The sequence below is a fragment of the Hymenobacter sp. BT559 genome, assembly GCF_017571525.1.
GTDB classification, from domain to species: domain Bacteria; phylum Bacteroidota; class Bacteroidia; order Cytophagales; family Hymenobacteraceae; genus Hymenobacter; species Hymenobacter ginsengisoli.
This window is the reverse complement of record NZ_JAGETY010000008.1, coordinates 160,533-186,151: the sequence shown is the minus strand read 5'-3', so window position 1 is coordinate 186,151 and position 25,619 is coordinate 160,533. Positions and strand designations below refer to the sequence as shown.

At 60.9% G+C, this 25,619-nt stretch carries 24 protein-coding genes and 1 tRNA gene; 13 read left to right on the top strand and 12 right to left on the bottom strand.

Features of this window, described 5'->3' with window-relative positions:
- Positions 1-14: 14 nt before the first annotated feature.
- The 3 genes from J4D99_RS12945 to rsmG all read left to right on the top strand — a co-directional run bounded on the left by J4D99_RS12945 (position 15) and on the right by rsmG (position 2,564).
- Positions 15-1,169, top strand: a complete 1,155-nt coding sequence (locus J4D99_RS12945) for a glycosyltransferase (RefSeq protein WP_208132134.1) — start codon at positions 15-17, stop codon at positions 1,167-1,169.
- On the top strand, positions 1,160-1,783 hold the full coding sequence (locus J4D99_RS12940; protein WP_208132133.1) for an RNA polymerase sigma factor: 624 nt from the start codon (positions 1,160-1,162) through the stop codon (positions 1,781-1,783). Before J4D99_RS12945 ends, J4D99_RS12940 begins: the two co-directional genes overlap by 10 nt.
- 166 nt (positions 1,784-1,949) lie before the next feature.
- Positions 1,950-2,564 carry a 16S rRNA (guanine(527)-N(7))-methyltransferase RsmG gene (gene rsmG, locus J4D99_RS12935; protein ID WP_208132132.1) on the top strand — a complete coding sequence of 205 codons (615 nt, stop codon included), beginning with the start codon at positions 1,950-1,952 and terminating at the stop codon, positions 2,562-2,564.
- A 133-nt stretch (positions 2,565-2,697) separates the two neighbouring features.
- Here the strand turns inward: rsmG and J4D99_RS12930 are convergent, their stop codons facing one another.
- Positions 2,698-3,498 (bottom strand): mechanosensitive ion channel family protein, encoded by an 801-nt coding sequence (locus tag J4D99_RS12930; RefSeq protein ID WP_208132131.1) that lies wholly within the window; start codon positions 3,496-3,498, stop codon positions 2,698-2,700.
- A 65-nt stretch (positions 3,499-3,563) separates the two neighbouring features.
- Positions 3,564-5,639 (bottom strand): peptidylprolyl isomerase, encoded by a 2,076-nt coding sequence (locus tag J4D99_RS12925; RefSeq protein WP_208132130.1) that lies wholly within the window; start codon positions 5,637-5,639, stop codon positions 3,564-3,566.
- Between the two features lie 64 nt (positions 5,640-5,703).
- Between J4D99_RS12925 and J4D99_RS12920 the strand changes: the two genes are divergently transcribed.
- Both J4D99_RS12920 and J4D99_RS12915 read left to right on the top strand, forming a co-directional pair.
- Entirely contained in the window at positions 5,704-6,951 is a 1,248-nt protein-coding gene (locus J4D99_RS12920; protein ID WP_208132129.1) for an S-adenosylmethionine:tRNA ribosyltransferase-isomerase, read from the top strand.
- Between the two features lie 128 nt (positions 6,952-7,079).
- A complete protein-coding gene (locus tag J4D99_RS12915; protein ID WP_208132128.1) occupies positions 7,080-7,355 on the top strand; it encodes a hypothetical protein in 276 nt (91 codons plus the stop codon).
- A 69-nt stretch (positions 7,356-7,424) separates the two neighbouring features.
- Here the strand turns inward: J4D99_RS12915 and J4D99_RS12910 are convergent, their stop codons facing one another.
- Complete coding sequence (locus J4D99_RS12910; RefSeq protein ID WP_208132127.1) at positions 7,425-7,673, bottom strand: hypothetical protein; 249 nt, start codon at positions 7,671-7,673, stop codon at positions 7,425-7,427.
- 254 nt (positions 7,674-7,927) lie between these two features.
- Between J4D99_RS12910 and J4D99_RS12905 the strand changes: the two genes are divergently transcribed.
- The 3 genes from J4D99_RS12905 to J4D99_RS12895 all read left to right on the top strand — a co-directional run bounded on the left by J4D99_RS12905 (position 7,928) and on the right by J4D99_RS12895 (position 11,199).
- Complete coding sequence (locus J4D99_RS12905; protein WP_208132126.1) at positions 7,928-9,250, top strand: ammonium transporter; 1,323 nt, start codon at positions 7,928-7,930, stop codon at positions 9,248-9,250.
- A 33-nt stretch (positions 9,251-9,283) separates the two neighbouring features.
- A complete protein-coding gene (locus tag J4D99_RS12900; RefSeq protein ID WP_208132125.1) occupies positions 9,284-9,979 on the top strand; it encodes an acetyltransferase in 696 nt (231 codons plus the stop codon).
- A 68-nt stretch (positions 9,980-10,047) separates the two neighbouring features.
- Positions 10,048-11,199 (top strand): DegT/DnrJ/EryC1/StrS family aminotransferase, encoded by a 1,152-nt coding sequence (locus J4D99_RS12895; RefSeq protein ID WP_208132124.1) that lies wholly within the window; start codon positions 10,048-10,050, stop codon positions 11,197-11,199.
- Between the two features lie 26 nt (positions 11,200-11,225).
- Here J4D99_RS12895 and J4D99_RS12890 read toward each other — a convergent pair whose 3' ends face one another.
- The 4 genes from J4D99_RS12890 to J4D99_RS12875 all read right to left on the bottom strand — a co-directional run bounded on the left by J4D99_RS12890 (position 11,226) and on the right by J4D99_RS12875 (position 15,276).
- Positions 11,226-12,551 (bottom strand): leucine-rich repeat-containing protein kinase family protein, encoded by a 1,326-nt coding sequence (locus J4D99_RS12890; protein ID WP_208132123.1) that lies wholly within the window; start codon positions 12,549-12,551, stop codon positions 11,226-11,228.
- Between the two features lie 34 nt (positions 12,552-12,585).
- The gene (locus J4D99_RS12885) at positions 12,586-13,341 is read right to left on the bottom strand and encodes a fatty acid desaturase (RefSeq protein ID WP_208132122.1); all 756 of its coding nucleotides are present in this window, start codon (positions 13,339-13,341) and stop codon (positions 12,586-12,588) included.
- Between the two features lie 254 nt (positions 13,342-13,595).
- A complete protein-coding gene (locus J4D99_RS12880) occupies positions 13,596-14,276 on the bottom strand; it encodes a DUF4166 domain-containing protein (protein ID WP_208132121.1) in 681 nt (226 codons plus the stop codon).
- 31 nt (positions 14,277-14,307) lie between these two features.
- Entirely contained in the window at positions 14,308-15,276 is a 969-nt protein-coding gene (locus J4D99_RS12875) for a DoxX-like family protein (protein WP_208132120.1), read from the bottom strand.
- 219 nt (positions 15,277-15,495) lie between these two features.
- Here J4D99_RS12875 and J4D99_RS12870 point away from each other — a divergent pair, with 219 nt between their 5' ends.
- Positions 15,496-16,101: a hypothetical protein gene (locus tag J4D99_RS12870; RefSeq protein ID WP_208132119.1), complete on the top strand. Its 606-nt coding sequence runs from the start codon at positions 15,496-15,498 to the stop codon at positions 16,099-16,101.
- A gap of 97 nt (positions 16,102-16,198) precedes the next feature.
- Here J4D99_RS12870 and J4D99_RS12865 read toward each other — a convergent pair whose 3' ends face one another.
- From J4D99_RS12865 to atpD, 4 genes are all read right to left on the bottom strand, one after another.
- A complete protein-coding gene (locus J4D99_RS12865; protein ID WP_208132118.1) occupies positions 16,199-17,350 on the bottom strand; it encodes a trans-sulfuration enzyme family protein in 1,152 nt (383 codons plus the stop codon).
- Between the two features lie 96 nt (positions 17,351-17,446).
- Positions 17,447-18,571, bottom strand: a complete 1,125-nt coding sequence (locus J4D99_RS12860; RefSeq protein WP_208132117.1) for an AI-2E family transporter — start codon at positions 18,569-18,571, stop codon at positions 17,447-17,449.
- Between the two features lie 149 nt (positions 18,572-18,720).
- Complete coding sequence (atpC, locus tag J4D99_RS12855) at positions 18,721-18,963, bottom strand: ATP synthase F1 subunit epsilon (RefSeq protein ID WP_208132116.1); 243 nt, start codon at positions 18,961-18,963, stop codon at positions 18,721-18,723.
- A 91-nt stretch (positions 18,964-19,054) separates the two neighbouring features.
- Positions 19,055-20,557 (bottom strand): F0F1 ATP synthase subunit beta, encoded by a 1,503-nt coding sequence (gene atpD, locus J4D99_RS12850; protein WP_208132115.1) that lies wholly within the window; start codon positions 20,555-20,557, stop codon positions 19,055-19,057.
- Positions 20,558-20,790: 233 nt separating this feature from the next.
- On the opposite strand from atpD, the gene J4D99_RS12845 reads away from it, so the two are divergent.
- From J4D99_RS12845 to pth, 4 genes are all read left to right on the top strand, one after another.
- Positions 20,791-20,863, top strand: a tRNA-Gln gene (locus tag J4D99_RS12845).
- A gap of 148 nt (positions 20,864-21,011) precedes the next feature.
- On the top strand, positions 21,012-21,941 hold the full coding sequence (locus J4D99_RS12840; protein WP_208132114.1) for a ribose-phosphate pyrophosphokinase: 930 nt from the start codon (positions 21,012-21,014) through the stop codon (positions 21,939-21,941).
- A 91-nt stretch (positions 21,942-22,032) separates the two neighbouring features.
- Entirely contained in the window at positions 22,033-22,605 is a 573-nt protein-coding gene (locus J4D99_RS12835; protein WP_208132113.1) for a 50S ribosomal protein L25/general stress protein Ctc, read from the top strand.
- 194 nt (positions 22,606-22,799) lie between these two features.
- A complete protein-coding gene (gene pth / locus J4D99_RS12830; protein WP_208132112.1) occupies positions 22,800-23,366 on the top strand; it encodes an aminoacyl-tRNA hydrolase in 567 nt (188 codons plus the stop codon).
- Between the two features lie 52 nt (positions 23,367-23,418).
- Here pth and metG read toward each other — a convergent pair whose 3' ends face one another.
- Positions 23,419-25,461, bottom strand: a complete 2,043-nt coding sequence (gene metG, locus J4D99_RS12825) for a methionine--tRNA ligase (RefSeq protein ID WP_208132111.1) — start codon at positions 25,459-25,461, stop codon at positions 23,419-23,421.
- Positions 25,462-25,619 lie beyond the last annotated feature (158 nt).

The window sequence follows — 25,619 nt, the reverse complement described above, 5'->3', positions numbered from 1 at the left end:
GGACTAGTCCCGTGTTGTTACCTCCGCTCCCGCATCTGCCTCCGGCCCTTCTGTTAGTACCCCTGCTGCTGGTGCAAGGGTGGTTTTGGGGTCGTTATTTTCGGCCTTTCGCGCGCCGGCCCGCCGAAACCGAGGCTAGCGAGCCCGGCCCCGACGCCGAGCCGGTGTCGCTTATCGTGTGTACCCACAATGAGTTAGAGAACCTGCGCGAGCTGGTGCCGCTGCTCCTGAGCCAGGACTACCCCGCCGGCTTCGAGCTCGTGCTCATCGACGACCGTAGCCAGGACGACACCTACCTCTACGCCCAGCAGCTGAGCCAATATTACCCCGGCCGCTTTCGGCTCGTGACGGTGAGCCACACGCCCGCCGGCTTTGCCCCCAAGAAATATGCCCTCACGCTGGGCATTAAAGCGGCCCGCTACGAGCGCCTGCTCTTCACTGACGCCGACTGCCGGCCTGTCAGCCTCGACTGGCTGCGCCTGATGCAGCGGGGCTTTGCCCAAAAAAATGGCGCCGATATCGTGCTAGGGTTCTCCGGCTACGCCGAGGCGCCGGGCCTGCTCAACCAGCTTATTCGCTACGAAACGCTGCTTACCGGCGCCCAATACCTGAGCTTTGCCTGGGCCGGCCGGCCTTATATGGGCGTGGGCCGTAACCTGGCCTATACCCGCGCTACCTTCAACAGTACCAAGGGTTTTGCCAGCCACATCCGCCGCCTGAGCGGCGACGACGACCTGCTGGTGCAAGACGCAGTGGCGGCCGGTGCCCGCGCCGCCGTGGTGGCCGACTACGAGGCCCAGACCTTGAGCCAGCCCGCCGAAACCTGGGGCGCGTGGTGGCGCCAAAAGCGGCGGCACCTCTCGGCAGGCAGCCGCTACCGGGCCGCCGACCGCCGCCGAATCGGCCTTTTTATGGGCAGCAACGCACTTTTTTACGTCCTGACACCCGCCGTTCTGGCAGTTGGATGGAATCGCGAAAACTTGGTATCTTTGGGAATAATCTGGTTGGCGCGAACATTGTTGGCCTTGCTTGTTTATGTACCTCTGGCGCGCCGCTTGCGTACCACGCTGCCGCCGCTGGCTTTGCCGGCGTTAGATTTTCTGTACTTCGCCCTCTATTGCGCCTGGGGTCTCTCCTTGCTCCGTCGCCGTCCGCTCCAATGGAAATAAATTCCGCCGATATCCAAAAACAGTTCTCGTCTAAGGCTAAGCATGACTTCAAGCTTATCCGGGCGGCCGTAGACCATGGCGACGAGAAGGCCTACGCCGAGCTGATGCACATCTACAAAAAGCCGGTGTTTCACGTCGTGCTCAAGATGGTGCGCAATCCCGACGATGCCGAGGACCTGACCATCGAGGCCTTCGCCAAGGCGTTTAAGAACCTGCATAAGTTCAACCCCGAGTTTGCGTTCAGCACCTGGCTGTTTCGCATTGCCACCAACAACTGCATCGACTTTATTCGCAAGAATAAAATCAAGACGATGAGCATCGACTCGGCCGTGAAAATGGGCGACGGCGACGAGATTCAGCTCGAATTCCGCGATAACGACCTTAACCCGGCCGACACGACGATTAAGAACCAGAAAATCGAAATCATGCGCCACGTCGTGTCGCGCCTGCCCGATAAATACCAGCGCCTCGTGAGCCTGCGCTACTTTGACGAGCTTAGCTACGAAGAAATCGCTACCGAGCTCAAAGCCCCGCTCGGCACCGTGAAGGCCCAGCTGCACCGCGCCCGCGAGCTGCTCTTCGACATGGTGAAGGACAAGAAAGAGTTTATTTAACGTATTGATAATAACAGCCTGACGCCATCTAAAACGTCATGCTGAACGCAGTGAAGCATCTCGCTCGCACCGCTAGGGTTAGTAATCCTGACGATTCGAATGAGATGCTTCACTGCGTTCAGCATGACGTTCTGCTTTTACCTTTGCCCGCCCCCGGCACCCGCTTATGTCGCTTCTCACCACCTACTTCCCCGACCTTACCAAGCACCAGCTAGCCCAGTTTGCGCGCCTCGAAACCGAGTTTAAGGCCTGGAACGCGCAGATAAACCTGGTGGCCCGCACCGATACCGACAACCTCATGGAGCGGCACATCCTGCATTCGCTGGGCATTGCCAAGGTGGTGCAGTTTCCGGCTGGCAGCGCGGTGCTCGATGTGGGCACGGGCGGCGGCCTGCCGGGCTTGCCTCTGGCAATTATGTTTCCGGAGGTGAAGTTTCACCTGGTCGATAGCATTGGCAAAAAGATTCGGGCTGTGCAGTTTATGGCCGCCGACCTCGGCCTGACCAACGTGACCGCCGAGCAAACCCGCGCCGAGCAGGTGCACGCCAAATTTGACTTTGTGGTGAGCCGCGCTGTGGCCCGGCTAGCCACCTTCCACCCCTGGATAGCCCACCGCTACAAAGCCAAGCCCGCGCCCGGTGCCGGCCTCTATTACCTCAAAGGCGGCGACCTGACCGAGGAAATCGCCGAAAGCGGCCTGGTGGCGCGCGAGGTCAATTTGTCGGATTTCTTCGAGCAAGAGTTTTTTGAGACGAAAAAGGTGGTAGTAGTTCCGGTGTGATTACTATTCAGTGATTTAGCGCCTGTCATTGCGAGCGTAACGAAGTGAAGAGCGGCAATCCTTCCTTTTCGCCAGGGATACTAACCCAACAATAAAGGAAAGATTGCCGCGCTGCGCTCGCAATGACAGACGGTTATTTTTTCGTTTCCTGCGTCGCAAAAAGCTGCTGCAGCTTCTCCATCAAGCGGTTGCGGGTAGCATCTTCCTGGCCGGGGGCAGTATAAGCGCGGAAGGCCACCGTCATGGTAGCACCGGGCTTGAGGCTGACAAGTACTACCTGCGGCGCGGGGTCGGGCAGCACCTGCTCATCGTGCCCTAGCAGCGGCAGCGCCTGTTGGCGCAGGGCATCGAGGTCGGTAGCAGCGTCGAGCTCCAACTGAATCTCGACCAGCGCCCGCTGGGGGTGCGCTTTGTTGACAATGACACCGTTGGAGGTAGCGCCGTTGGGCAGAATGACGGTATCGCCCTGGGGCGTGAGCAGCAGGGTATTAAAAATCTGGATGGCCTGCACGGTGCCGCTTTTGCCCTGGCTCTCGATGACGTCGCCCACGGTGAAGGGCTTGAAAATCAGAATCAAGACGCCGCCTGCAAAGTTGGCTAGGGTGCCTTGCAAAGCCAGGCCCACGGCCAAGCCCGCTGCGCCCAGAATGGCAACAAACGAGGTGGTTTCGAACCCAGCCATGCCGGCAGCCGAAATGAGCAGCAGCACCTTGAGCGTGATGCTGAACATGCTGCTGAGGAAGGAGCTCAGCGACACATCGAGCCGCGCCGTGGCCGCCGATACCAGCCGGCTAGCCCACCCAATAGCCCACCAGCCCACTACCAGCAGCAGCAAAGCCGACAGCAGCCGGGGCAAATACAGGACCACGAGGCTGGTGAGGCGCTCGGCGTAGATGCTGAGCTGAGAAATGGAAATAGGGGCAGCGAAGAGCATATAAAACGCGAGGTAAAGCCACGCCTGCTGGCGCGGCCTGGGCAAATATAATGGCCGCTAGCAGCCTAGCGGGCCGCTTTCAGCAGCTCGACGCGCAGCATGCGGTCGCCAATTTCGAGCTGCTGCACCACGCCCATGCCCTGCACCACCTGGGCAAAAATGGTGTAGCGGCCATCGAGGTGCGGCGTGGGCTGGTGCGTGAAAAAGAACTGGCAGCTCTCGGTATCCTTGCCAGCCGAGGCCAGGCCCACGGCCCCCGCGCCGTAAGTGAGCTGGCTGAACTCGGAGCGTAGGTTATACGGCGTGCTGCCCGAGCCGTCGCCGCGCGGGTCGCCGCCCTGGGCCACAAAATCGGGCACCACGCGGTGGAAATACAGCCCGTCGTAGAAATGCTGCCTGATAAGGCTCACGAAGCTGACTACCGAGCCAGGTGCCTCTACTACTTTCAATTCTAAAATGATAACACCTTTTGTGGTCGTCATTTGCACGCGCTGACCCACCGGGATGCTTTGCACCACGGCCCAGGCTATGGGATGCTGGCTAGCCGGACCGACGGGTGCGGGCGTGGGGGCTGGCCTCTTTTCCAGCTTATCCAGGGCCTGCTGCAAGCTTAGCCAGGCCTCGATTTCGCGGGGGAGCGTGAGCTTGCTCTGGGCCTGGCGCAGGGCGGCCAGGTCTTCGGGCTGGGGCGCGGGCACCAGGATGGGGCTAGCCAGGGCCTCGGCGGCGGTGGCGAGTTGGGCCACGTCGCCCCCGGCTAGGGCACGGCGTAATACAGCGGTGAAGTCGGCCTGGCGGGCAGCGGGGAAGCGCTTATTGCCACGCAGGCTCACCAGGGCCGCTACAGCCGAGCCAGGGACCACGGTCGGGCCGGTGGTGAGCGCGGCTTCTTTCGCTAGAAAATCGAACTGCGCCGGGTCTTCGCTGAGGGCGGTAAGCAAGGCGGCGCGCTCGTATTGGTTGGAGGTGCGCTCGTAGCGGCGCCGGATGGTGTCGGCAATAGCGGAGCGCTGCTCGGCCCTAGCGTGGCGCAGGGCCGCCTGCAGCAGCGTGGCCCGCGTGCGCCAGTGCCGGGCGGCCGTGGCTGAATATTCGATGCCCACCACGTAGCGTAGCCAATCCATCACGTTGTCGGAATTGGTCGTGTCGTGGGGCGTTTTCAAAAACCACTCGGCGGCGGTAAGCGACTCTTGCGGCAGGCGGGCGCCCAGGGCTCGACCCGCGCAGCGCACCCGCAAGCTGTCGGCTTCTCTGGTCTTGACTTGCAGAATTACCTCGTTGGCAGCTTTGCCGGGCCGCCGCGTGGCCGACACTACGGTAATAGGATTGGTGGGCAGAGCCCGCAGGGCCGCAATACGCACGCGGTGGTCGGGGTCTTTAGTGCCAGCAGCCAGCAGGGCTGCCAGGGCCACTGGCCGCGCCACTCGCCCTAGCGCCGACGCACAGTTTTCGCGCACGAAATAATCGGGGTCACTTCCTACTGCTTTCAGCAACACCGGCAGCGCCATCCTGGCCAGTACCGAATCTTGCCCGCGCATGCGGGTGAGCGCGGCCGAGGCACCCGCCCGCGCCGGGGCCAGCTTCGGGCCCGGCTGGCCCAGCAGCAGCACCGCTTGGCGCGCTACCTCGGGCGTGGCTAGCCCCCGTAGGCTGGCCCGGTACAGCGCCCAGGCCTGGCCGGGCGCAGCGGCCGAGTCGGGGCCGGGCGGCTTTAGGGTATACAGCTGGCTAACTGACGCTTTGGTAACGCAGCGGCCTAGCGCCTCATAGGTGGCGCGGCGGGCTAGCGGGCTGGCTTCCGGCTGGGCGAGGCGCTGGGCCAGCGCGGAAACGGCGGTGCTGTCGCCGGTTTGGCCCAGGGCGTAGGCGGCGGCGCGGCGCACAGCGGGGCTGGCATCTTGCAGCAGCGGCAGCAGGGCGGGCACGGCTTTTTTATCCTGCACCGAGGCGAGCGCCTCGGCAGCGGCGGCGCGGTAGGCGGCATTTTTGCTTTGCAAAAAAGGCAGCAGCGTGGCCGTCTGGCGCTCGTCCTGGGCAGTGGCAATGCGGCGGCGCGTGGCGTCGGCGTAGGGATGAGCGGGCGGTACGGCGGCCTGGCCTAGCAGCGGCAGCCCAGCCAGAAGAAACGTAGAAAGGCGCATAGAGCACGAGGTTGAGGCTGCAAGTAACGGGCGGCCCGACCTTTGCCGCTTCAAGCTGCCTTTTATGTCTACCTCTCCCGACCCGCACCAGCTCCGCATCCAGGATTTTCACTACGACCTGCCCGCCGAGCGTATCGCGCCCGAGCCCCTGCCCGACCGCGCTTCCAGCAAACTGTTGGTGAGCCGCCAGGGCGTTATCGAAGATAAAAGCTTCCGCGACCTGCCCGCCGAGCTGCCGGCCGATAGCCTCTTGATTTTCAACGATACGCGCGTGGTGCGGGCCCGGCTGCTGGCCCAGCGCCCCACCGGCGGCGTAGTCGAGCTGTTTTGCCTGGAGCCGGTGGCGCCGCACCGGGCCATTGAGCCGGCCCTGCAGCAAACTGCCGCCTGCACCTGGCGCTGCCTGGTGGGCAATGGCCGCCGCTGGAAAAGCGGCCCCGTCACGCTGGCGTTCAGCTTTGCGGGCCAGCCCGCCACGCTCACGGCCGTGCGCCAGGCGCATGAGGCTAGCGGCGAAAGCCTGATTGACTTCAGCTGGGAGCCTGCCTCACTGCCCTTTGCGGAGGTGCTGCGGGCGGCCGGCCACCTGCCGCTGCCCCCTTACCTGCACCGCTCCGACACTGCCGCTGACGCCGTGCGCTACCAAACCGTGTATGCCGCCCACGAGGGCGCAGTGGCGGCCCCCACCGCCGGCCTGCACTTCACCCCCGAGGTGCTGGCCGAGTTGGCCGCGCGCGGCATGGCCAGCGGCTACGTGACGCTACACGTGGGTGCCGGCACCTTCCAGCCCGTGAAGGCCGAGACCATGGCCGGCCACCCTATGCACGCCGAGCCGATAATCGTGCAGGCTAGCTTGCTGCGGCAGTTGCTAGGCCACCGGCCGCGCCCCGTCATCGCGGTGGGCACCACCAGCCTGCGCACCCTCGAAAGCCTGTACTGGCTAGGGGCCGCGCTGGCTAGCCAGCCAGCAGAGGCCGGCGCCGAGCTGCGCGTAGACCAGTGGCAGCCCTACGCCCCGCTAGCCCCCGGCCAGGCCGAAATAACGCCCGAAGCCGCCCTGCAAGCTCTGCTGGCCCACCTGGAGGCCAGCGGCTCGGCGGCCATTGAAGCCAGCACACAGCTGCTCATTGCGCCGGGCTACCGCTTTCGGCTGGTGCAGGGGCTGATTACCAACTTTCATCAGCCCGAAAGCACCTTGCTGCTGCTGGTATCCGCGCTGCTGGGGCCAGGTTGGCGCAAGGTCTACGACCATGCGCTGGGGAACGGCTACCGGTTTTTGAGCTACGGCGATTCGTCGCTGCTTTTACCCTAACGGTCGAGCTTTCAACAGGCTAGAGCGGGTTTGGCACGGGCTTTGAACATTTGTCAATAGCCTTGGCAACTCGCATGGAGCTGCCGCGTAAAAGGCCTCGAAAACACCACTCCCCTTTCTCTTTTGTCATGAAAAAAGTATTTTTGTTGCTCGCCGCCTGCGCTTTCACCACTGCCTCGTTTGCCCAAACCACGCCTACTACTGAAGTAAAGGTTCGTGACAACGGCACGGTGAAGGAAACCACCAAGACTGGCAAAACCAACGTAGGCCAGGCCATTGACAACACGGCCGATGCCGCTGGCAACGTGGCCAAGAAAACCGGCCGTAAAATCAAGCACGGCACCCAGAAGCTGGGCCGCAAAGTGAAGCACGGCACCCACAAGATGGAAGCCAAGACTGAGTAGTCTTCCCTCACATTAGCTTAAGTAAAAAGCCCTGGCCTAGCCAGGGCTTTTTTTGTGTCAGGCAAGTGGCTAGTTGCCTGCCGCTTCCGGGGCTGGCGTTTCGCGCAGCTCATGCAGCACGCGCTCTATGATGCTTTGGCCAAACAGGCTTACGCCGGCATTGAGCACTACCAGCGCGCCGGTGCCGGCTAGCACCCATCGGCCAGTTGGCTGGCCTTGCGTTTTGAGACTGCCGGCCCAGTCGACCAGGCTAGCGCCGGCTCCAATCAATAGCAAGCCCGCGGGGGCCAGCGTCAGCCATTTTTTTTTGTGGGTCATGGGAATGATAAGCAAGTGAACGGAGGGTAATACCCCGTTTCATACCCTTTTTGGCGGGCTATTGTTGCTGTCGCGGCAGGCAGCGAAACCGCAGGCCCGCCAATAACGCCCCTTACCATCCTAGGGTGTATCCTAAGATTACTAGATGATAACAAGCGAACACCTATTCTATTTGCAGGGCATTTCCTTATAATTTGGTTAAAATCGATGAAATAGCCTATCTTCGCCCAGGCCATTCGTTATTTTAGCTGATTATGTCGCGCAAACAACTGCTTGCCCGTCCCACGCTGCTGGTGTTGCTGGTGCTGGGCCTCTTAGCTGCCTTTATGCCCCACCACCACCCCGATGCGGCCCCCGATTCGCTCACGCTGAAGTCGGCCGACATTGCCTGGATGCTGGTATCGACGGCCCTGGTGCTGCTGATGACGCCGGGGCTGGCCTTCTTTTATGGCGGCATGGTAAACCGAGGCAATATCATCTCGACTATGCTTCAAAGCTTCATCTCGCTAGGGGTCATTTCGTTGCTTTGGTACGTGGTGGGCTTCTCGCTGGCCTTCGGCGACGACATTGGGGGCGTAATCGGCGACCCGCGCACGTTTTTCATGTTCAACAACGTGGGTACGGCCCCGCACCCCACGCTAGGGGCAGGGTTGCCGCTGGTGCTGTTTGCGGCGTTCCAGCTCAAATTCGCCATCATCACGCCGGCGCTCATCAGCGGCGGCTTTGCCGAGCGCATCCGGTTTTGGGGCTACCTGATTTTCATCTGCCTTTTCAGCCTGCTCATTTACTGCCCGCTGGCGCACTGGGCCTGGCACCCGCAGGGATTCCTGTTTAAGTGGGGCGTGCTCGACTTCGCGGGTGGCACGGTAGTGCACATTTCGGCGGGCTTTGCGGCCCTGGCGGGCGCGCTGGCCATTGGCCGCCGCCGGGTGCACCTCGATGGCCACGCCCACACCCCGGTTAATATCCCGTTTGTGATTCTGGGCACCGGGCTGTTGTGGTTTGGCTGGTTTGGCTTCAACGCCGGCTCGGCAATGGGCGCCAATGCCCAGGCCGTGCAGGCCTTCGTAACCACGCACTTCGCCTCGGCGGCCGCCATGCTCACCTGGATGGTGCTGGAGGCCGCCCGCGGGCAGCGGCCCTCGGCCATGGGCGCGGCAGTGGGTGCCGTGGTGGGGCTAGTAGCCATTACGCCGGCGGCGGGCTACGTGGCCTACGGCCCAGCCATTGCCATCGGCATACTGGCGTCGGGCGTAAGCTTCGGGGCCGTTATCCTCAAAAACCGCACTACGCTGGATGACACGCTCGATGTATTTCCGTGCCACGGCGTGGGCGGCATCGTGGGCATGCTGGCTACCTCGCTGTTTGCCCAAAAGGGCGGGCTGTTTACGGGCGGCGGGCCGGCGCTGCTGTATTCGCACCTGCTTACACTGGCCGTGGTGGGCGCCTTTACCTTCGGCGGCTCGTGGCTTCTGTATCGGGTCACTAACTTTATAGTGCCCATACGGGTAAATGCCGAGAACGAAACTCACGGCCTCGATACCAGCCAGCACGGCGAAACCCTGCTGGCCGCCTAACCCCCGCCTGGCAGCGCCCGGCGGCCGCTGCCCATGACCCAACTGTTTTTTTCGGACTTCGACCCCGACCCAGCCCTAGCCCCCCGGCCCCTCGCGATAGTGGGCGCCGGGGGGCTAGGCCGCGAAATAGCCATTCTGGTAGCCCAGCTCAACGAGGCCGGCGGCGCCTGGGACCTGCGCGGCTACTACGACGACCGCGCCCCCGCCACGCCCACCGTGGGTGGCCTCCCCTACCTCGGCACCGTGGCCGCCCTCAATGCCGTGGCTAGCCCCCTGGCGGTGGCCGTGGCCGTGGGCAGCAGCGCTAGCCGGGCCGCGGTGGTGGCGCGGCTCACCTCGCCGCAACTGTCGTTTCCGGCGCTGGTGCACCCGGCGGTGGCCCTGCGGCCCGAGCAGCGCGTGGCGCTGGGCGCGGGCTGCCTCGTGCAGCGCGGCTGCATCCTCACCTGCGATATCACGCTAGGCCGCTTTGTGCTCTTAAACCTGGGCTGCACCGTGGGCCACGATGCGGTGCTCGAAGACTTTTGCTCGCTGATGCCCCACGCCAACGTGGGCGGCGGGGCCCATCTCGCCACGGGGGTATACTTGGGCACCAATGCCACCGTTATTCAGCAAGTGCGGGTGGGCGAGCGCACCACCGTAGGCGCAGGCGCCGTGGTAGTGCGCGATTTACCGGCTGACTGCACCGCCGTAGGCGTACCGGCCAGGCCCGTCAACAGTCAGCAGTGAACAATTGCCGATTTTGTTTGGCTACTTACCAGCTGTTAGTGGCTCATTACTACCTGAAAACTTAGGACTTGGACCGTATTTATCTTTCGCCTCCCCACTTGGGCCGCCACGAGCTCAACTACCTACACAAAGCGATAGAGGATAATTGGGTTGCCCCCGTGGGACCCAACCTCGATGGCTTCGAGGCCGATATTTGCGCGGCGGTGGGCGTACCCTATTGCGTAGCGCTCACCTCGGGCACGGCGGCGCTGCACCTGGGGCTGCTGCTGCTGGGCGTGGGGCCCGGCGATGAAGTACTGTGCCCGTCGTTCACTTTCGTAGCCTCAGCCAATGCCATCACCTATTGCGGCGCCACGCCGGTATTTGTAGACAGCGAAGCCGAAACCTGGAATTTGTGCCCCCAGCGCCTGCGCGAGGCTATTGAAGACCGCCTTCGCTTAGGCAAAAAGCCCAAGGCCCTGCTGCTCGTGCACCTCTACGGCATGCCGGCCCGGCTCACCGAAATTCTGGCCCTAGCCCAGGAATTTGACTTGCCCGTGCTGGAAGACGCGGCCGAGGCGCTGGGCTCGCAGTGGCAGCACCAGCCGCTGGGCGGCTTCGGGCGCGTAGGCGTGTTTTCATTTAATGGCAATAAGATACTGACCACCAGCGGCGGCGGCGCCCTCGTGACCTACGACCGCGCGCTGGCCGAGCGGGCACGCTTTCTGGCCACGCAGGCCAAAGACCCGGCCCCCTACTACCAGCACTCGCAGGTGGGCTACAACTACCGCCTCAGCAACCTGCTGGCCGGCATCGGCCGGGGCCAGATGGAGCTGCTGCCCGACCGCGTGAAGCGTCGCCGCGAGATTTTCAACTGGTATAAGGAGCACCTGGCCGGCCTACCGGGCCTAGCCGTGGCGCCCGCCACCGAGCTGCCCGGCAGCCTCTCCAACCGCTGGCTTACCACTGTATTGCTCAACCCGGCCGAACTGCAGGACGGCGCAAGCCAAACTACCGCCACGCCCGAAACGGTGCGCCAGCACCTCGAAACGCGCCGCATCGAGAGCCGCCCGCTCTGGAAGCCGCTGCACCTACAGCCCCTCTTTTCCAGCGCGCCCATGTATGGCGGCGCAGTATGCGAAGACCTGTTTGCCCGCGGCCTATGCCTGCCCAGTGGCACCGCTATGGGCGATGAGGAGCTGCACCGCGTAGCCAAAGCCCTGCGCGAAGCGCTGTCTTAGCTGGAGTAGCGCGAAGTTTCTGCTGGCTACTCAGCTAGGCTAAGGCTAGCCAGCTCGAGCGCTATTTCCGTCAACGTCGGCCGCTGGGCTACCACGGGCTGCACGCAGCGCCGCTTCAAGTCGGCCAGCGCAGCTAGGGCTGCCGCATCGCCAGTCGGGCAGTGCGCCTGCAGCTCTTCGAGCAGGCAACCGAAAGCTCGCGCTTCGAGGCGCTGCAAAAGCGCAGCTTCCGGCGCAGCTCCATCGAAGAAGCTGGCTGCGCCAAAGTCGCCCAGCAGCGCCTCACCGGTAGGCTTGGCCAGGATATTATGGGCATATAAATCGCCGTGCAAAATGCCCTGTGTATGCAAGTGCGCGGCGGCCGAGGCAATGCCAAGGGCTAGCCGCACGGCCGCCGCCAGCGTGAAGGCGGTGCCCGGCGCATACACATCGCGGGTGCAGCTAGCCAGGCTAGGTGGCCCGGCCAGGTTGCCATAGGCGGGGTCAATGAGGTCGAGCACCAGGCCCTCGGCCCCGGCTGGGTGCTGGCTAATTTTGCCTTCTACCGCAATCAGGTTGGGGTGCGCGCCGGCGCCGATGCAGGCTAGCATCTCGCTGTGCGGCAGGCCGTCGCTGGTCACGGCGCCTTTAAAAATTTTCACAGCTACCTCTTTAGCCGGCTGGCCGGCTCGCTGCCATTGCGCCCGGTAAATAACTCCCGAGGCGCCTTCACCCAGCTGCTGCCCTAGTGCCAGCTCGGGCCAGGCAATGCTGCCGATGGGGTGCCGGGCCACCACCGCGGCCTCCGCTTCGGCGTCGAAGGGGTTGCCAGCGTAGGCTAGCCAGCTCAGGCGTGGCAGGGCCAGCAGCCAGGTAGGCAATGCGGTGAACTGGTTGGCGGCGATACGCAGCAATTCGAGCCGGGTGCAGTGGGCTAGCTCGGCGGGCAGCGCCGTGAGCTGATTACCGGCCAGCATCAGCTTTTGCAAGTCGGCGCAGCGGCCTATTTCGGGCGGCAGGCCTTCTATCTCATTATCAGTCAGGATAAGCCATCGCAAACGGGGCGGCAGCGCAGCGGCCGGCACAGTGCGGATTTTATTGGCCTTGAAGCCCACCATCGTAAGCTGCGGGCACTGGCCCAGCACCTCGGGCAGGCTGGCAAACTGATTATCGGAGCAAAAAATAATTTGCAGCCGGCGCAGCCGGCCCAGGTTGGGCGGCAGCGCCGAGAGCCGGTTGCCCGACAAGTTCAGGACTTCGAGCGAGTCGGCGAGCGCAAATATTTCTTGGGGAAACTCGGTGAGGCCCGCCGCCAAGTCGAGGCGGCGCGCGCCGGCTAGCTTACCGGCCCGCAGGTCTTCTAGGTTGTGCATCGGGGCAAAGGTCGGCACCCGCGCCCGGGCGGGCCTAGTGGTCGTGATGTTCTTCCTCCGGTGGCGGGGGCAGCGCGGCGGCCGCACGGTAGAGTAGCGCCGTGGGCACGCGCGGGTAGTGGTGGTGCAGGTGGTGGAAGGCAAATGACGCCGTGATGGGCGTCCAGGCTTGGGCCACGGCCGCCGCAGCGCGCCCCACCGGGTTGCGCGACGACACGTGGTGCGGCACGTAGGAGGCCCAGATGGGCATCGTCGCGCTCATCCCAAAAGCCACGCCCCAGTACGCTAGGCCCACCATCGAGCCCGTAGCCCAGTACAGCCCCACAAAGCCCCCTAGTAAAACCAGCGTCAGCGCAGTTTCGAGCAGCTGAATGTGCCTGGTGCCCGGCGCAATGCGCAACGACTCGCGGCGCAGCATCAAGGTGTGCCAAGGTCCCTGCCACAGCACGCGCCCAAAGCTCCAGTTGACGGGCGCGCCCTCGGGGTCGGCCTCGGTGAGGCAGCGGCCGTGGTGGCGTAAGTGCGTCACTTGCAGGCCGTGGCCGCTTTTGAGAATAAGCAGGCCGCTGAGGGTAAGGATGCGTTTGTTGGCTTTCTTACTTAGCCCTAGCGAGTTGTGCATGGCATCGTGCATCTGCACGAAAGCCGCCAGGCACACCACTACCGCCAGCGGCACGGCCAGCCACCACCAGCCGGCCAGCGCTGCTGCCACGTAGCCCAGTAGCAAGACCCAGGGTCTAGCAAGCTCGACGCGCCGCTGGGCCGGGGTTAATGTAAAATCGTTTGCCATTGCTTTTGCCTGATAGTGAAGCTGCTTAGAAGCAGCTCGGTTGTCGTTGTACCGGTCGAACCGCTTTTAACGGTCCGACCGGTCGTCGCCCGGACCGCACCCAACGACCTCCAACGGCCACCGGTCGGACCGCTAAGAGCGGTCCAACCAGTTCGACCGACTTTTTAAACAGCTTTGGTAATTTAGTTAAAACGCCTCACCACGTCATTTTGAGCTTGCTCTAAATCTCGCTCAATAGTAAGTTAACCCTCTGCTTACTCCCGGCTTTCGTGGCGCACAGGCAGTGCGTAAGCCGGAATGTCCTGGGGTGCCACTTCGCGCCAAGCGGGCTGAAAGGAGCCATGATATCCGAAGAGCTTGCCAAACAGCTTATTGCGCACTTCTACCTGAATGCGATAGCAGCCGGCCGCGTCGTCGTACCATTCTTCCACGTCGGCCAGGCCCGAAAACAGCATCGGAAACTTAAACTTGAGCCAGCCTTCGTAGAAGCGCTGCTCGCCCGAGCGCAGGCGCAGTCCGCCGCGCTCGGTCACAGCCAGGTCAATATCTACCGCCAGGTGTTGGTGCGTGCCCAGGTAGTCCACGATGCGGTCGCGCGCTTCGCTGCGAATCATGGTGGCGTCGAAGCAGCGCACGTGGCGCGGAAAGGTAAAGCGTCGAATCCAGGTCACGGTTTCGCGGCCCAGCGGGTCGCGGTAGGCGTAGTTTTCGATGCGAAACGGCACGTGCTGGCCCGCCTCCGGAAACATGATATTGCGCAGCAGCCCGATGCGCAAAAACGGCTGGGTATAAAACGGCCCGTGCCACACGCGCTCCATGGTGCCCTCGCCCACAAAGGCGCGGTTGTCATCGCTGGCAAAGGCCAGCCGCTCCTGAATACGCGGGTGCAGCTTCGCAAAATCGGGGCCTAGCTGCTGCTGGTAGATGGAGGGCATAAGCGGCAAAGGGTAAGTGAAAAACAGGAAATTAAGCCAGTTGCTGAATGAGCGGCGCCGGCGAGGCGGTCACCGTCACCGGCGAACTAGCCGGCGGCTGGCGCAGGCAGCGCGCAGCGCTAGGCACGATGTCTTCGGGCAACAGCAGGCGCCCGGCCGCCAGGGCCATCAGGGCCACGTTGAGCGTGAGGGGATTGAAGGGTGCCACAAACACAGCCGGCTGGCTAAAGAGCGCACCCACCCCCAGCCCTAGCAGCCCGATGCTATGCAGCCAGTATACTGGTCGCAGCCGCTGCGCGGGCAGCAAAAAGAACAGCAGGCCAAACAAGATTTCGCCCACGCCCACACTGGCTGCCACGCGGTGTGCCGCCGCAGCCGAAAAGCCTGCGCCCTGTAAAATGCTGAGCTCGCCGGTATCGGGAAATAGTAGCTTGGGCACCACCCCCTGGTACACCCACACTGCCCCTAGCGTGGCGCGCGTGAGCCAATCGAAGAGGCCTAGCCGCCGCGACACGGCCGGGCGCTGCCCCGTTTCGAGCCATAGGCGCAGGCAGTCGAAGCTCCAGGCCGTAGCCCAACCAATGAGCGGCCGGAAGGCCAACCTATCGAGCCACTGCCCTAGCTGGCCGAAGCGCGTTTGGTAGTCGTATTTGGTGAAGAACCGCAGGCCGTCCGGGGTCGGCACGTATTTCCAGAAGCCGGCGCCCTCGCGGATGAGCGACACCCACTCCTCAGACCAAAACTTGAGCACCGAGGTGCGCTCACAGTTTTTCTCTTTGGTGCCCAGGCTCTCGCCCCGGCCCGCCACCCCTAGCCCAAAGCCGATGCGCGTGGCGTACAGAAACTGCTGGGGTGCGGCTTCTGAGGGGCGCGGCAGGTAGGTTATTTCCGTAAAGCGCAAATCCCATTGCTGGTGCAGCTCGGGCTGCTGGGTGTGCTGCCACAGGACATCCATTGAGCACCGGATGCGGGCTTCCACGTAGATGGGCGGGTTTTTCATAACACGCGCGAAAGGTACTGTTGGCCCTAGCAAAAACCTAGCTTGCCAGTTAGTTAATGCCGACTTTAGCCGCGCCGCGCGGCTGGCTTTCGCCCACTAGGCACCCCTAGCCGTTAAGAAGCGTAAAACTTCAGGTTGGCCTGTTTCTTGAATAGACCAGCGTCAGCCTCATTTTTGTTGCTACACTACCATTCGCCTTACTGCTCACTCCTTCGTTATATGACACGCTTTTCCTGGCTGGCCGCGTTGGCCGTAGCGGCGCCCCTGTGCGCGGCTGCCCAAACCAAACCTACCGCCGCCAAGCCCACCGCCACCACTACTTCGACCAAGCCTGCTACGCAGGAGGTCAAGGAGACCGTGGAGGAGCTCGACCCGGCTACCGGCAAGGTTATCCGGCGCACCACCCGCACCTACAATGTGCCAGCCGGCACTGCTGCCTCGGGAGGCGCTACCACCACGGCTAGCCCTGCCAGCCCAAGCTCCTCGAGCTCGCGCACGGAAGACACCGCCAGCACGCCACCCGCCAGCGACACGGCCGTATCGGCCTTTTTGCGCGAGAAAGTGGTGGTAGGTACAACCACGGCCCCGCAGCTGCTGCGCCTCTACAAAGAGTTTATTGAAACCGTGCGCGAAGAGCGCAGCGGCTGGAAGCCGGCCGACTGGGAGCGGGCCGCCGCCGTGCTCAGCAGCCTCAATGCCCGCTACGACCAGCTGCGCAGCTCGTTTTCGCTCGATGACAAGCTGACTATCCGCTCGCAGCAGGGCGAGTTTCAAACCCTGCGCACCGCCCGCCAGCTTTCCGACCAGATTTCGAATAAGCTATAAGGCTGGCGTTTACGCTACAAACCCCGCAATACGGTCTGCCTGAGTGGTCAGGCAGACCGTATTGCGGGGTTTGTTCGGTTTGGGAGTAGGCGGCGGGCTAGCCCTGACCCAGCGCGTGCTCCAAGTCCACGAGCAGGTCGGCTACTTCCTCGATGCCCACGCTCAGGCGCAGCACGCCGGGCGTGATGCCGAGCTGCGCCCGCTGCGCCTCAGTGAGGCCGCGGTGCGAAGTAGCCGCCGGATACGAGCACGACGATGACACCCCGGCCAGCGAGGGGGCTAGCGGAAACAGCTTGGTTTTCTGAATAAAGGCATCGACGGCTGCGGCTGAGTCGTCGGCCAGCCGGATGCTGAGCATGCCACCATACAGGCCCCCTAGCAGCTGGTGCGCCGCCAGGTCGTGGCCGGGGTGGCTTTCGAGGCCGGGGTAAAATACCTGCGACACGGCTGGGTTATCGGCCAGGAAGCGCGCCAGGGTCATGGCATTTTCGGAGTGCTGGCGCATGCGTAGGCGCAGGGTTTTGAGGCCGCGCACGGCTAGCCAGCTTTCCAGCGGCGCCAGCATCAGGCCGAGGTTCGTGGCCAGGCGGCGCAGGTTTTTGGCGATAGCCGGGTCGCGAGCCACCACGATGCCAGCCGTCACGTCGGAGTGGCCGGCCAAGTACTTGGTGGCCGAGTGCCATACCATATCGGCGCCCCAGCTCAGCGGCTGCGTGAGCATAGGCGAAGTAAACGAGCTGTCGATGAGCAGCAGAATACCCTCAGCCTGACAGGCCTGCGCTAGGCGCGGCCCGTCGAGCACGGTCAGCAGCGGGTTGCTGAGCACCTCAGCCAGCACCAGCTTGGTGTTGGGGCGGCGGTGGCTAGCCACATCATAGAGTTGCGCCAGCGGTACGTAGCTGGTTTCAATTCCTAACCGGCTCAGTTCATTGGAGAGCAGCACCACCGAGCCGCCGTAGAGCTCGGCGGGGCACAGCACGTGGTCGCCGGTTTGGCACACGGCCAGCACGGCGGCCAGCAGCCCGGCCAGGCCGGCGCCGGTGGCTACGCCCCCGCCGCTAGCCCCTTCGAGGCGGGCTACCTCAGCCACCAGCTCGTCGGAGTTGGGGTGCTCGGAGCGCGAGTAGCCATACATGCCGCCGTGGTCGGGGCTGGTATAGTAGGTTTCAAGCTCGGCCAGCGAATTGAATTTGAAGACCGAGGTCTGGTAAATCGGGGTAACTTTCGGGTGAATCGGGGTCAGGTCCATGAAGTGATAAGGGCAGTTGCCAGTGCGAAGTAAACAACTAGCCTAAGAACACCCGGACCGGCCAAGCGTTGCGTTGAGTTTCCCGGCGGCTCACGGCTAGGCCTTGCGGCGGTGCTCGGCGGCTTGCAGCGCCTGTGCGGCGATGTCTTCGGCCAGCTCTACTTGCGCCAAGAGGCCCTGCTGCGGCATCAGATGCTGCATCAATTGGTTTTCGCGGGCAAATACCCGCGCCAGCACAATAAAATATGAAAGCAATAGTGGCCCTATAACGAGCCCAACAATGCCGAAAATCTCTACCCCAAGCGTGAGGCCCACCAGCGTTACCCAGGGGTGAATATTGCCCATGTACTTGGCCAGCCAAATGCGCAACAAGTTGTCAACGTTAATAATAACGATGACGCCAACCAGCAGAATCCCTATGCCCTGCCCATTGTGCCCCTGCGCAAACTGATAGGCCGCCGCCGGGCCCCACACCAGCGGCGTGCCCAACACCGGAATAAACGCCATGAAAAAGGCGACTATCGTCCAGAACATGGCATCGGGTACCCCAAAGAAAAAGAGGGTGGCGCCGGTCAATATTCCCTGCACCAAGGCTACGATGCCTTGCCCCAGCACATTGGAATTAACGTTGTTTTTAAGGGAGATACTTAGTTCATCCAGTGTCTTTTCGCGAAACGGGAGGTAGCGGTGCAAGCCTGCCAAAAAAGCTTCCTCCTGCATGAAAAGGTAGTACATCGTGAAGAGCATCAAGCCTACTATCACGATGACATTGAGCACGCTGCTGGCTAGGGTGGGTATCCACTGGCTCACACGGGCAGCACCTTGCTGCAGCAGCTGGCGCACCTGGTTTTCCTGGGTCACTTGCATTCCCACTTTGCGCTCCACGGTTTGCACCGCCGCCAAAATCTGCTCGGGCTGGTGGGCAAGGTCCGTTACGCGGTCGATGAGCAACGACGAAAGGGCAAAAAATGGAATTACCAGCACTACCACGGCGAAAAGCAGCAGCAGCACCGTTACAAACGTGCGGTTCCAGTGGTGCTTATGCACTAGCGCCGTGAACCACGGCCGCAGCACTACATACAAAATACCTGCCCCTAGAAAGGCCGTTAAGTACTGCAGCAAGCCGAACAGGGCAAGTAGGCCTAGCAATATCAGCGTGATAATCAGCAGCGTGAAGCGCTGGCGGGGCGAGTAAATATTAGTCTCAGCAGATTGCGGCATAGCGCAGGTAAGCAGGCAAGAAAGTGAATGAATACCTGATGAACGAAAATTTTTCGCAAACAGCTAGTCGGCTGCTTGCTTTAGCGCCATAAAAAAGCGCCCGCACCGACCAAAGTCAGTGCGGGCGCTTGCTGCGTTCGAAAACGAGCCTATGCAGAGGCCGACTCGGCCAGCACAATTACGTTGTTGCGCAGCACCTCCACGATGCCACCGCTGATGTGAAACGTGCCGCCACCGGCTCCTGTCACTGTCACATCGCCGGCCTTGAGGGCGGCAATCAGCGGGGCGTGGTTGTTGAGCACTTCAAACGAGCCATCGGTGCCCGGAAACCGCACCGCTGTAGCTTCGCCCTGATATACTTTCCGGTCGGGGGTGATGATTTCTAAGTGCATTGTTTTGAGCTGTTAGCTGTTAGCTGTTGGCTATTAGCTGTCAGCTTGTAAAAGGCGAACAGCTAATAGCCAACAGCTAACAGCTCAAAAATTACTTGGCTTCTGCCATCAGGCGCTCGCCTTTGGCTACGGCATCTTCGATGTTACCCACCAGGTTGAAGGCCGACTCCGGAAGGTGGTCGTACTTGCCGTCGATGATTTCGTTGAAGCCTTTGATGGTGTCCTTGATGTCAACCAGCACACCTTGCAGGCCGGTGAACTGCTCGGCCACGAAGAAGGGCTGCGACAGGAAGCGCTGCACACGACGGGCGCGGTTCACGGTCTGCTTATCCTCTTCGCTGAGTTCGTCCATACCCAGGATAGCAATGATGTCTTGCAGTTCCTTGTAGCGCTGCAGAATCTCCTTCACGCGCTGGGCGGTGTTGTAGTGCTCGTCGCCGAGAATGGTGGCATCGAGGATGCGCGAGGTCGAGTCCAGCGGGTCAACGGCTGGGTAGATGCCTAGCTCGGCGATTTTGCGGCTCAGTACCGTCGTGGCATCCAAGTGAGCAAACGTGTTGGCCGGGGCCGGGTCAGTCAAGTCGTCGGCGGGCACATACACGGCCTGCACCGAGATAATCGAGCCGCGCTTGGTCGAGGTGATACGCTCCTGCATGGCACCCATTTCGGTGGCTAGGGTAGGCTGGTAACCTACGGCCGACGGCATACGGCCCAGCAGAGCCGATACTTCCGAACCCGCCTGCGTGAAGCGGAAGATGTTGTCGATAAAGAACAGAATGTCGCGGCCAGCACCGGTGCCGTCGCCATCGCGGAAGCTTTCAGCAATGGTCAAGCCCGACAGGGCCACGCGGGCGCGGGCTCCGGGGGGCTCGTTCATCTGGCCGAACACGAGGGTAGCCTGCGATTTTTCCATCTCGGCCATGTCCACTTTGCTCAGGTCCCAGCCGCCCTCTTCCATCGAGTGCTTGAAGGCCTCGCCGTAGCGAATGATGTTAGCCTCGATGAATTCGCGCAGCAAGTCGTTGCCCTCGCGGGTACGCTCACCTACGCCGGCAAATACCGACAGGCCCGAGTAGGCCTTGGCTACGTTGTTGATAAGCTCTTGAATCAGAACGGTTTTACCCACACCTGCACCACCAAACAGACCAATCTTGCCACCCTTTACATAAGGGGCTAGCAAGTCGATTACTTTAATGCCGGTGAAGAATACTTCCGACGAAGTAGCCAAGTCCTCAAATGCCGGGGCGTGGCGGTGAATGGGCAGGCCGCCGGTGCTTACCGGCTGCGGAATGCCGTCAATAGCCTGGCCGATAACGTTGAAGAGGCGGCCTTTTACACCGTCGCCGGTAGGCATCGTGATGGCGTGGCCCAGGCTGCGCACTTCGGCGCCGCGGGTCAGGCCCTCGGTCGAGTCCATGGCGATGGTGCGCACCCGGTCTTCGCCCAGGTGCTGCTGGCACTCCAGCATCACCACCTGGCCGTTGTCTTTGGTTACTTCCAGGGCATCGAAGATGTTGGGGAGGTCACCTTCGCCCGCGAAGCTTACGTCCACCACGGGGCCGATAACCTGGGTGATTTTGCCCGAATTCGCCATTTGGTTTTGTTTTATGAAATTTTGATATCCTTTTGAGGGTGCAAAAGTACGATTCAAACCCCTCTTTTCAAAGCTGAAGCCCGAATGAACACGGCCCCTTCCCTAGCAGCTCCGAAAGCGCCCTGCAGACCCAGCCTGCACACTTTTTTGAAAAATTTTTGCCACAGCTCTTGCCTCGTATTATTCCCGTTGTACCTTTGCAGCCCCGAACGGCACACCGCCACCCGGGAACTTGTCCGATGGTGTAACTGGCAACACGCTTGATTTTGATTCAAGAAAGTCCAGGTTCGAGCCCTGGTCGGACAACGATGATACTGCTCGACAGTTATAAAGGCGCTGACTTATCCCCGCAGGGAGTAAGTCGGCGCCTTTTAGTTTTTCCTTCCGCCTTTGTTTTTCGGCCTGCTGGCCTGCATTATGCAGGCTAGCAGGCTTTTTTGCTTTTATCCCCCTCATGGACCCGCACGTTAAATTATTTGCCGGCAGCGCCTCGCAGGAGCTGGGCCGCAAAATCGCCGCCGCCTATGGCCAACCGCTCGGCGACCTTACCCTGCAACGCTTTGCCGACGATGAGCTCGGCCCGAGCTTCGACGAGAGCGTGCGCGGCTGCGAGGTATTTCTCATCCAGAGCACCTTCCCCCCTAGCGAGCACCTCATGGAGCTGATGCTGATGGTGGACGCCTGCAAGCGCGCCTCAGCCCATAAGGTCAACATCGTGATGCCCTACATGGGTTATGCCCGGCAAGACCGCAAAGACAAGCCGCGCGTGAGCATCGGCGCCAAGGTGGTAGCCAACATTATTCAGAGCGTGGGCACCGACCGCCTGATGACCTGCGACTTGCACGCCGGCCAGATTCAGGGCTTCTTCGACATTCCCGTCGACCACCTCGACGGGGCCACCGTCACGGCGCCCTATATCAAGTCGCTAGGGTTGAAGAACCTCATTTTTGCCTCGCCCGATGTGGGCGGCGTAGTGCGCACGCGGGCCTTCGCCAAAAAATTCGGGGCTGAAATCGTAGTGTGCGACAAGATGCGTTTGCGGGCCAACGAGATTGCCTCGATGCAGGTAATCGGCGACGTAAAGGGCATGGACGTGGTGTTTGTGGATGACATGGTGGACACGGCCGGCACCATCTGCAAGGCGGCCGACCTCGTGATGGAGCGCGGCGCCAACTCGGTGCGCGCCGTTATTACGCACCCGCTGCTGAGCGGGCCGGCGCACAGCCGCATTCGGGCCTCGGCGCTCACCGAGTTGATTACGACCGACACCATTCCGCAGCGCGAGGAGAATGATAAAATCCGGGTTATCTCAATGGCCCCACTCTTCGCTGCGGCCATCAATAATGTGGTGACGCACGAGAGCATCAGCTCGCTGTTTAGCTAGGGGTTGGATTTGCCACCCGCTAGCCGTACCTTTGCGGCCCGTTTCGGCAAGGGTTGCCGGTCGGCTAATTCATTCCAATTCAACTTCTTTTATGAAAAGCCTGGAGATTGTAGGGTTTAAAAGAGCGAATCTCGGCAAGACGGACGCCAAGGCGCTGCGCCTCGACGCCCAAGTGCCTTGCGTACTGTACGGCGGCCAAGACACGGTGCACTTCTCGGTGCCCGCTATCCTGTTCCGCGAATTGCTGTACACCCCGGAGGCCCACATCGTGGACCTGAACGTGGAAGGCACGCACTACCGCGCCATCGTGCAGGATGCTCAGTTTCACCCCGTGAACGAGATGTTGCTGCACGTGGACTTCCTCGAATTGCAGGAAGGCAAAGAAGTGAAAATGGATATCCCCGTGAAATACGTGGGCGTATCGCCGGGCGTACTCGCCGGTGGCAAGCTGGCTAGCAAGCTGCGCAAGCTGAAGGTGAAGGCTACGGCCGAAAACCTGCCCGACTACGTGGAAGTTGACATCAGCACCCTCGAACTGGGTAAGTCGGTGAAAGTTGGCGCGGTAAAACCCAACAACTACACCATCCTGACCAACGCCCAGGCTCCTATTGCTACCGTTACCATCCCGCGCGCCCTCAAAGGCGAGATGGCTGCTAACCGCTAAGTCTGAACCACGGATTAGCTCCGCTGAACTTCGTTTCGTCCGGATTTTTTCGGATGAATCGGATTTCGTAGACGTAAAAGGCCGACCAAGTAAATTGGTCGGCCTTTTTTTGTAAGCAGAATATTCCGCCCGAACTCTCTTATTTCATACACCTTCAAAATCCGCGTAATCCGGAAAATCCGGATGTTCAGACAATGAAATTTCTGGTTCTCTGCTTGGGCAATATTGGCCCCGAATACGCCGACACGCGCCATAATATTGGGTTTATGGTGGCCGACTACCTAGCCAAAAAATTCGATGCCCCGCGCTTCGAGCTAGGCCGCCACGCCTTCACTACCGAGTTTAAAAGCAAAGGCCACACCTACGTACTGGTAAAGCCGACCACCTTTATGAACCTTAGTGGCAAAGCGGCCGCGCACTGGCTGAGTACGTTGAAAATACCGGTCGAAAATATGCTGGTCGTGACCGACGACCTGGCGCTGCCCTTCGGCAAATTGCGCCTGAAAGGCCAGGGCTCGGCGGGCGGCCACAATGGGCTCAAGGATATTCAGGCCACGCTTGGCACCGATGTATATGCCCGGCTGCGCTTCGGCGTGGATGCCAATTTTCCGAAGGGCCGGCAGGTCGACTACGTATTAAATCCATTTTCACCCGATGAGCAAATTGACTTGCCCCTGCGCATCGAGAAGGCGGGTGAGGCTGTGCTGGCATTTGGCTCGCTAGGCCTCGAAAGGGCTATGAATAGCGTAAACGTCAAATAAAAACCCGGCGCTGCGTGCAGCGCCGGGTTTTTATTTGACGCGAATTAACAGCTTACAAAATTGGGCTGCCGTTGCGCACGGCACTGCCGGGCTGCATCAGGGCTAGGCTGCCGTCGGCATTTTCGGCCAGCAACAGCATTCCCTGGCTCTGAATACCTTTTATTTCGCGGGGTGCCAGGTTTAGCAGTACCATGGCTTGTTGGCCAATAAGGGCCTCAGGAATAAATGCTTCCGCAATGCCACTGACGATGGTACGCTGGTCGAGGCCAGTATCAATAGTCAGCTTAAGCAATTTCTTGGTTTTGGCGACTTTCTCGGCGGCGATAATGGTGCCGACGCGCAAATCCATTTTGCCAAATTCATCGAAGCTGACGTTTTCCTTGGCGGCCGTCACGGGTGTAGCGGCCAGGGCATTGGCTTGCTTGGTATCGAGCAATTTCTGCACCTGCGTATGCACTACAGCGTCATCAATTTTTGCAAATAGCAGGGCCGGCTCCTGCAATTGATGGCCAGCGAGCAACTGCTCGGCGCGGGCCGCGCTAGCCCAGTCGCCAGGCGTAAAATCAAGCATAGCAGCCAGCTGGGCGGCCGACTCGGGCAGGAAGGGCGTGAGCAGCGGCACCAGCGCGGCAGCTACCTGCAAGGCTACGTGTAATACCGTGCCCGTGCGCACCGCATCGGTTTTGATAAGGTGCCAGGGCTGGGTATCGGCCAGGTATTTATTGCCGAGGCGCGCCAGGTTCATTACTTCCGCTAGGGCATCGCGGAAGCGGTAATTTTCGATAAGCTCGCCGACGCGCGTCGGGAAATCGGCCAACTGCCGAAATACCTCTTCGTCAATTTCCTGCAGCTCTCCCCTAACCGGTACTTTGCCCTCAAAAAACTTCTGCGTAAGTACGGCCGCGCGGTTTACAAAATTACCCAGCGTGGCTACCAGTTCATTATTATTGCGTGCCTGGAAATCCTTCCAGGTGAAGTCATTATCCTTGGTTTCGGGGGCGTTGGCGCACAGCACGTAGCGTAGCACATCGGCTTGGCCCGGAAAATCGGCCAGGTATTCGTGCAACCACACGGCCCAGTTGCGCGAGGTGCTGATTTTATCGCCTTCCAGATTTAAAAATTCGTTGGCAGGCACGTTGTCGGGTAAAATATAATTGCCGTGCGCCTTCAGCATTACCGGAAAAATAATGCAGTGAAATACGATATTATCCTTGCCGATAAAATGCACCAGTTTGGTGTCGGGGTCCTGCCAGTATTTCTCCCACTCGTCGGGAAATCCTTCTTTGGTGGCCGAGATGTAGCCAATGGGCGCATCAAACCACACGTACAGCACTTTACCTTCGGCGCCGGGCACGGGCACGGGCACGCCCCAGTCGAGGTCACGCGTCACGGCGCGGGGGTGCAGGCCCTGGTCAATCCACGACTTGCACTGGCCGTAGACGTTGGTTTTCCAGTCGTTTTTGTGGCCTTCGATTATCCATTCACGCAGCCAAGGCTCGTACTGGTCGAGGGGCAAAAACCAGTGCTTGGTATCGCGCAGCACGGGCGTATTGCCGCTCAGCATGGAGCGCGGATTAATTAATTCAGTGGGGCTGAGCGAAGTGCCGCAGCGCTCGCACTGGTCGCCATAGGCATTTTCGTTGCCACAATTAGGACAAGTACCTACCACATAGCGGTCGGCCAGAAATTGGCCGGCCTGCTCATCGTAGAGCTGCTGCGTGGTTTGCTCAATGAATTTGCCGTCTTCGTATAATTTCTTGAAAAATTCGCTCGAAACCTCGGCGTGGGTTTTGGAAGACGTGCGCGAATACACGTCGAACGACACGTTAAATTCCTTGAATGAGTCGCGAATAATAGCATGGTATTTATCAACTACCTGCTGCGGCGTAATACCTTCTTTCTGAGCACGAATAGTGATGGGCACGCCATGCTCATCGGAGCCGCAAATAAATTTTACGTCGCGGTTTTGGGCCCGCAGGTAGCGCACGTAAATATCGGCCGGCAGATATACCCCGGCCAGGTGGCCGATGTGCACCGGGCCATTGGCGTAAGGCAGGGCGGCCGTTACGGTGTAGCGCTTTGGTTGTGAAGTCATTGCAAATAGAAAAAATCACTGATTTACCTAGGCCTGCCTGGCGGCACTAGGCCAGCTTGCTTATAGATAAAGCGCGAAGAAAAATTAATTAGCAGAAATTGACGGTAAACACGTCAGGTTTTTTAACAAAAAAGAGCAAAGTCCGTTTGCCAAATAAT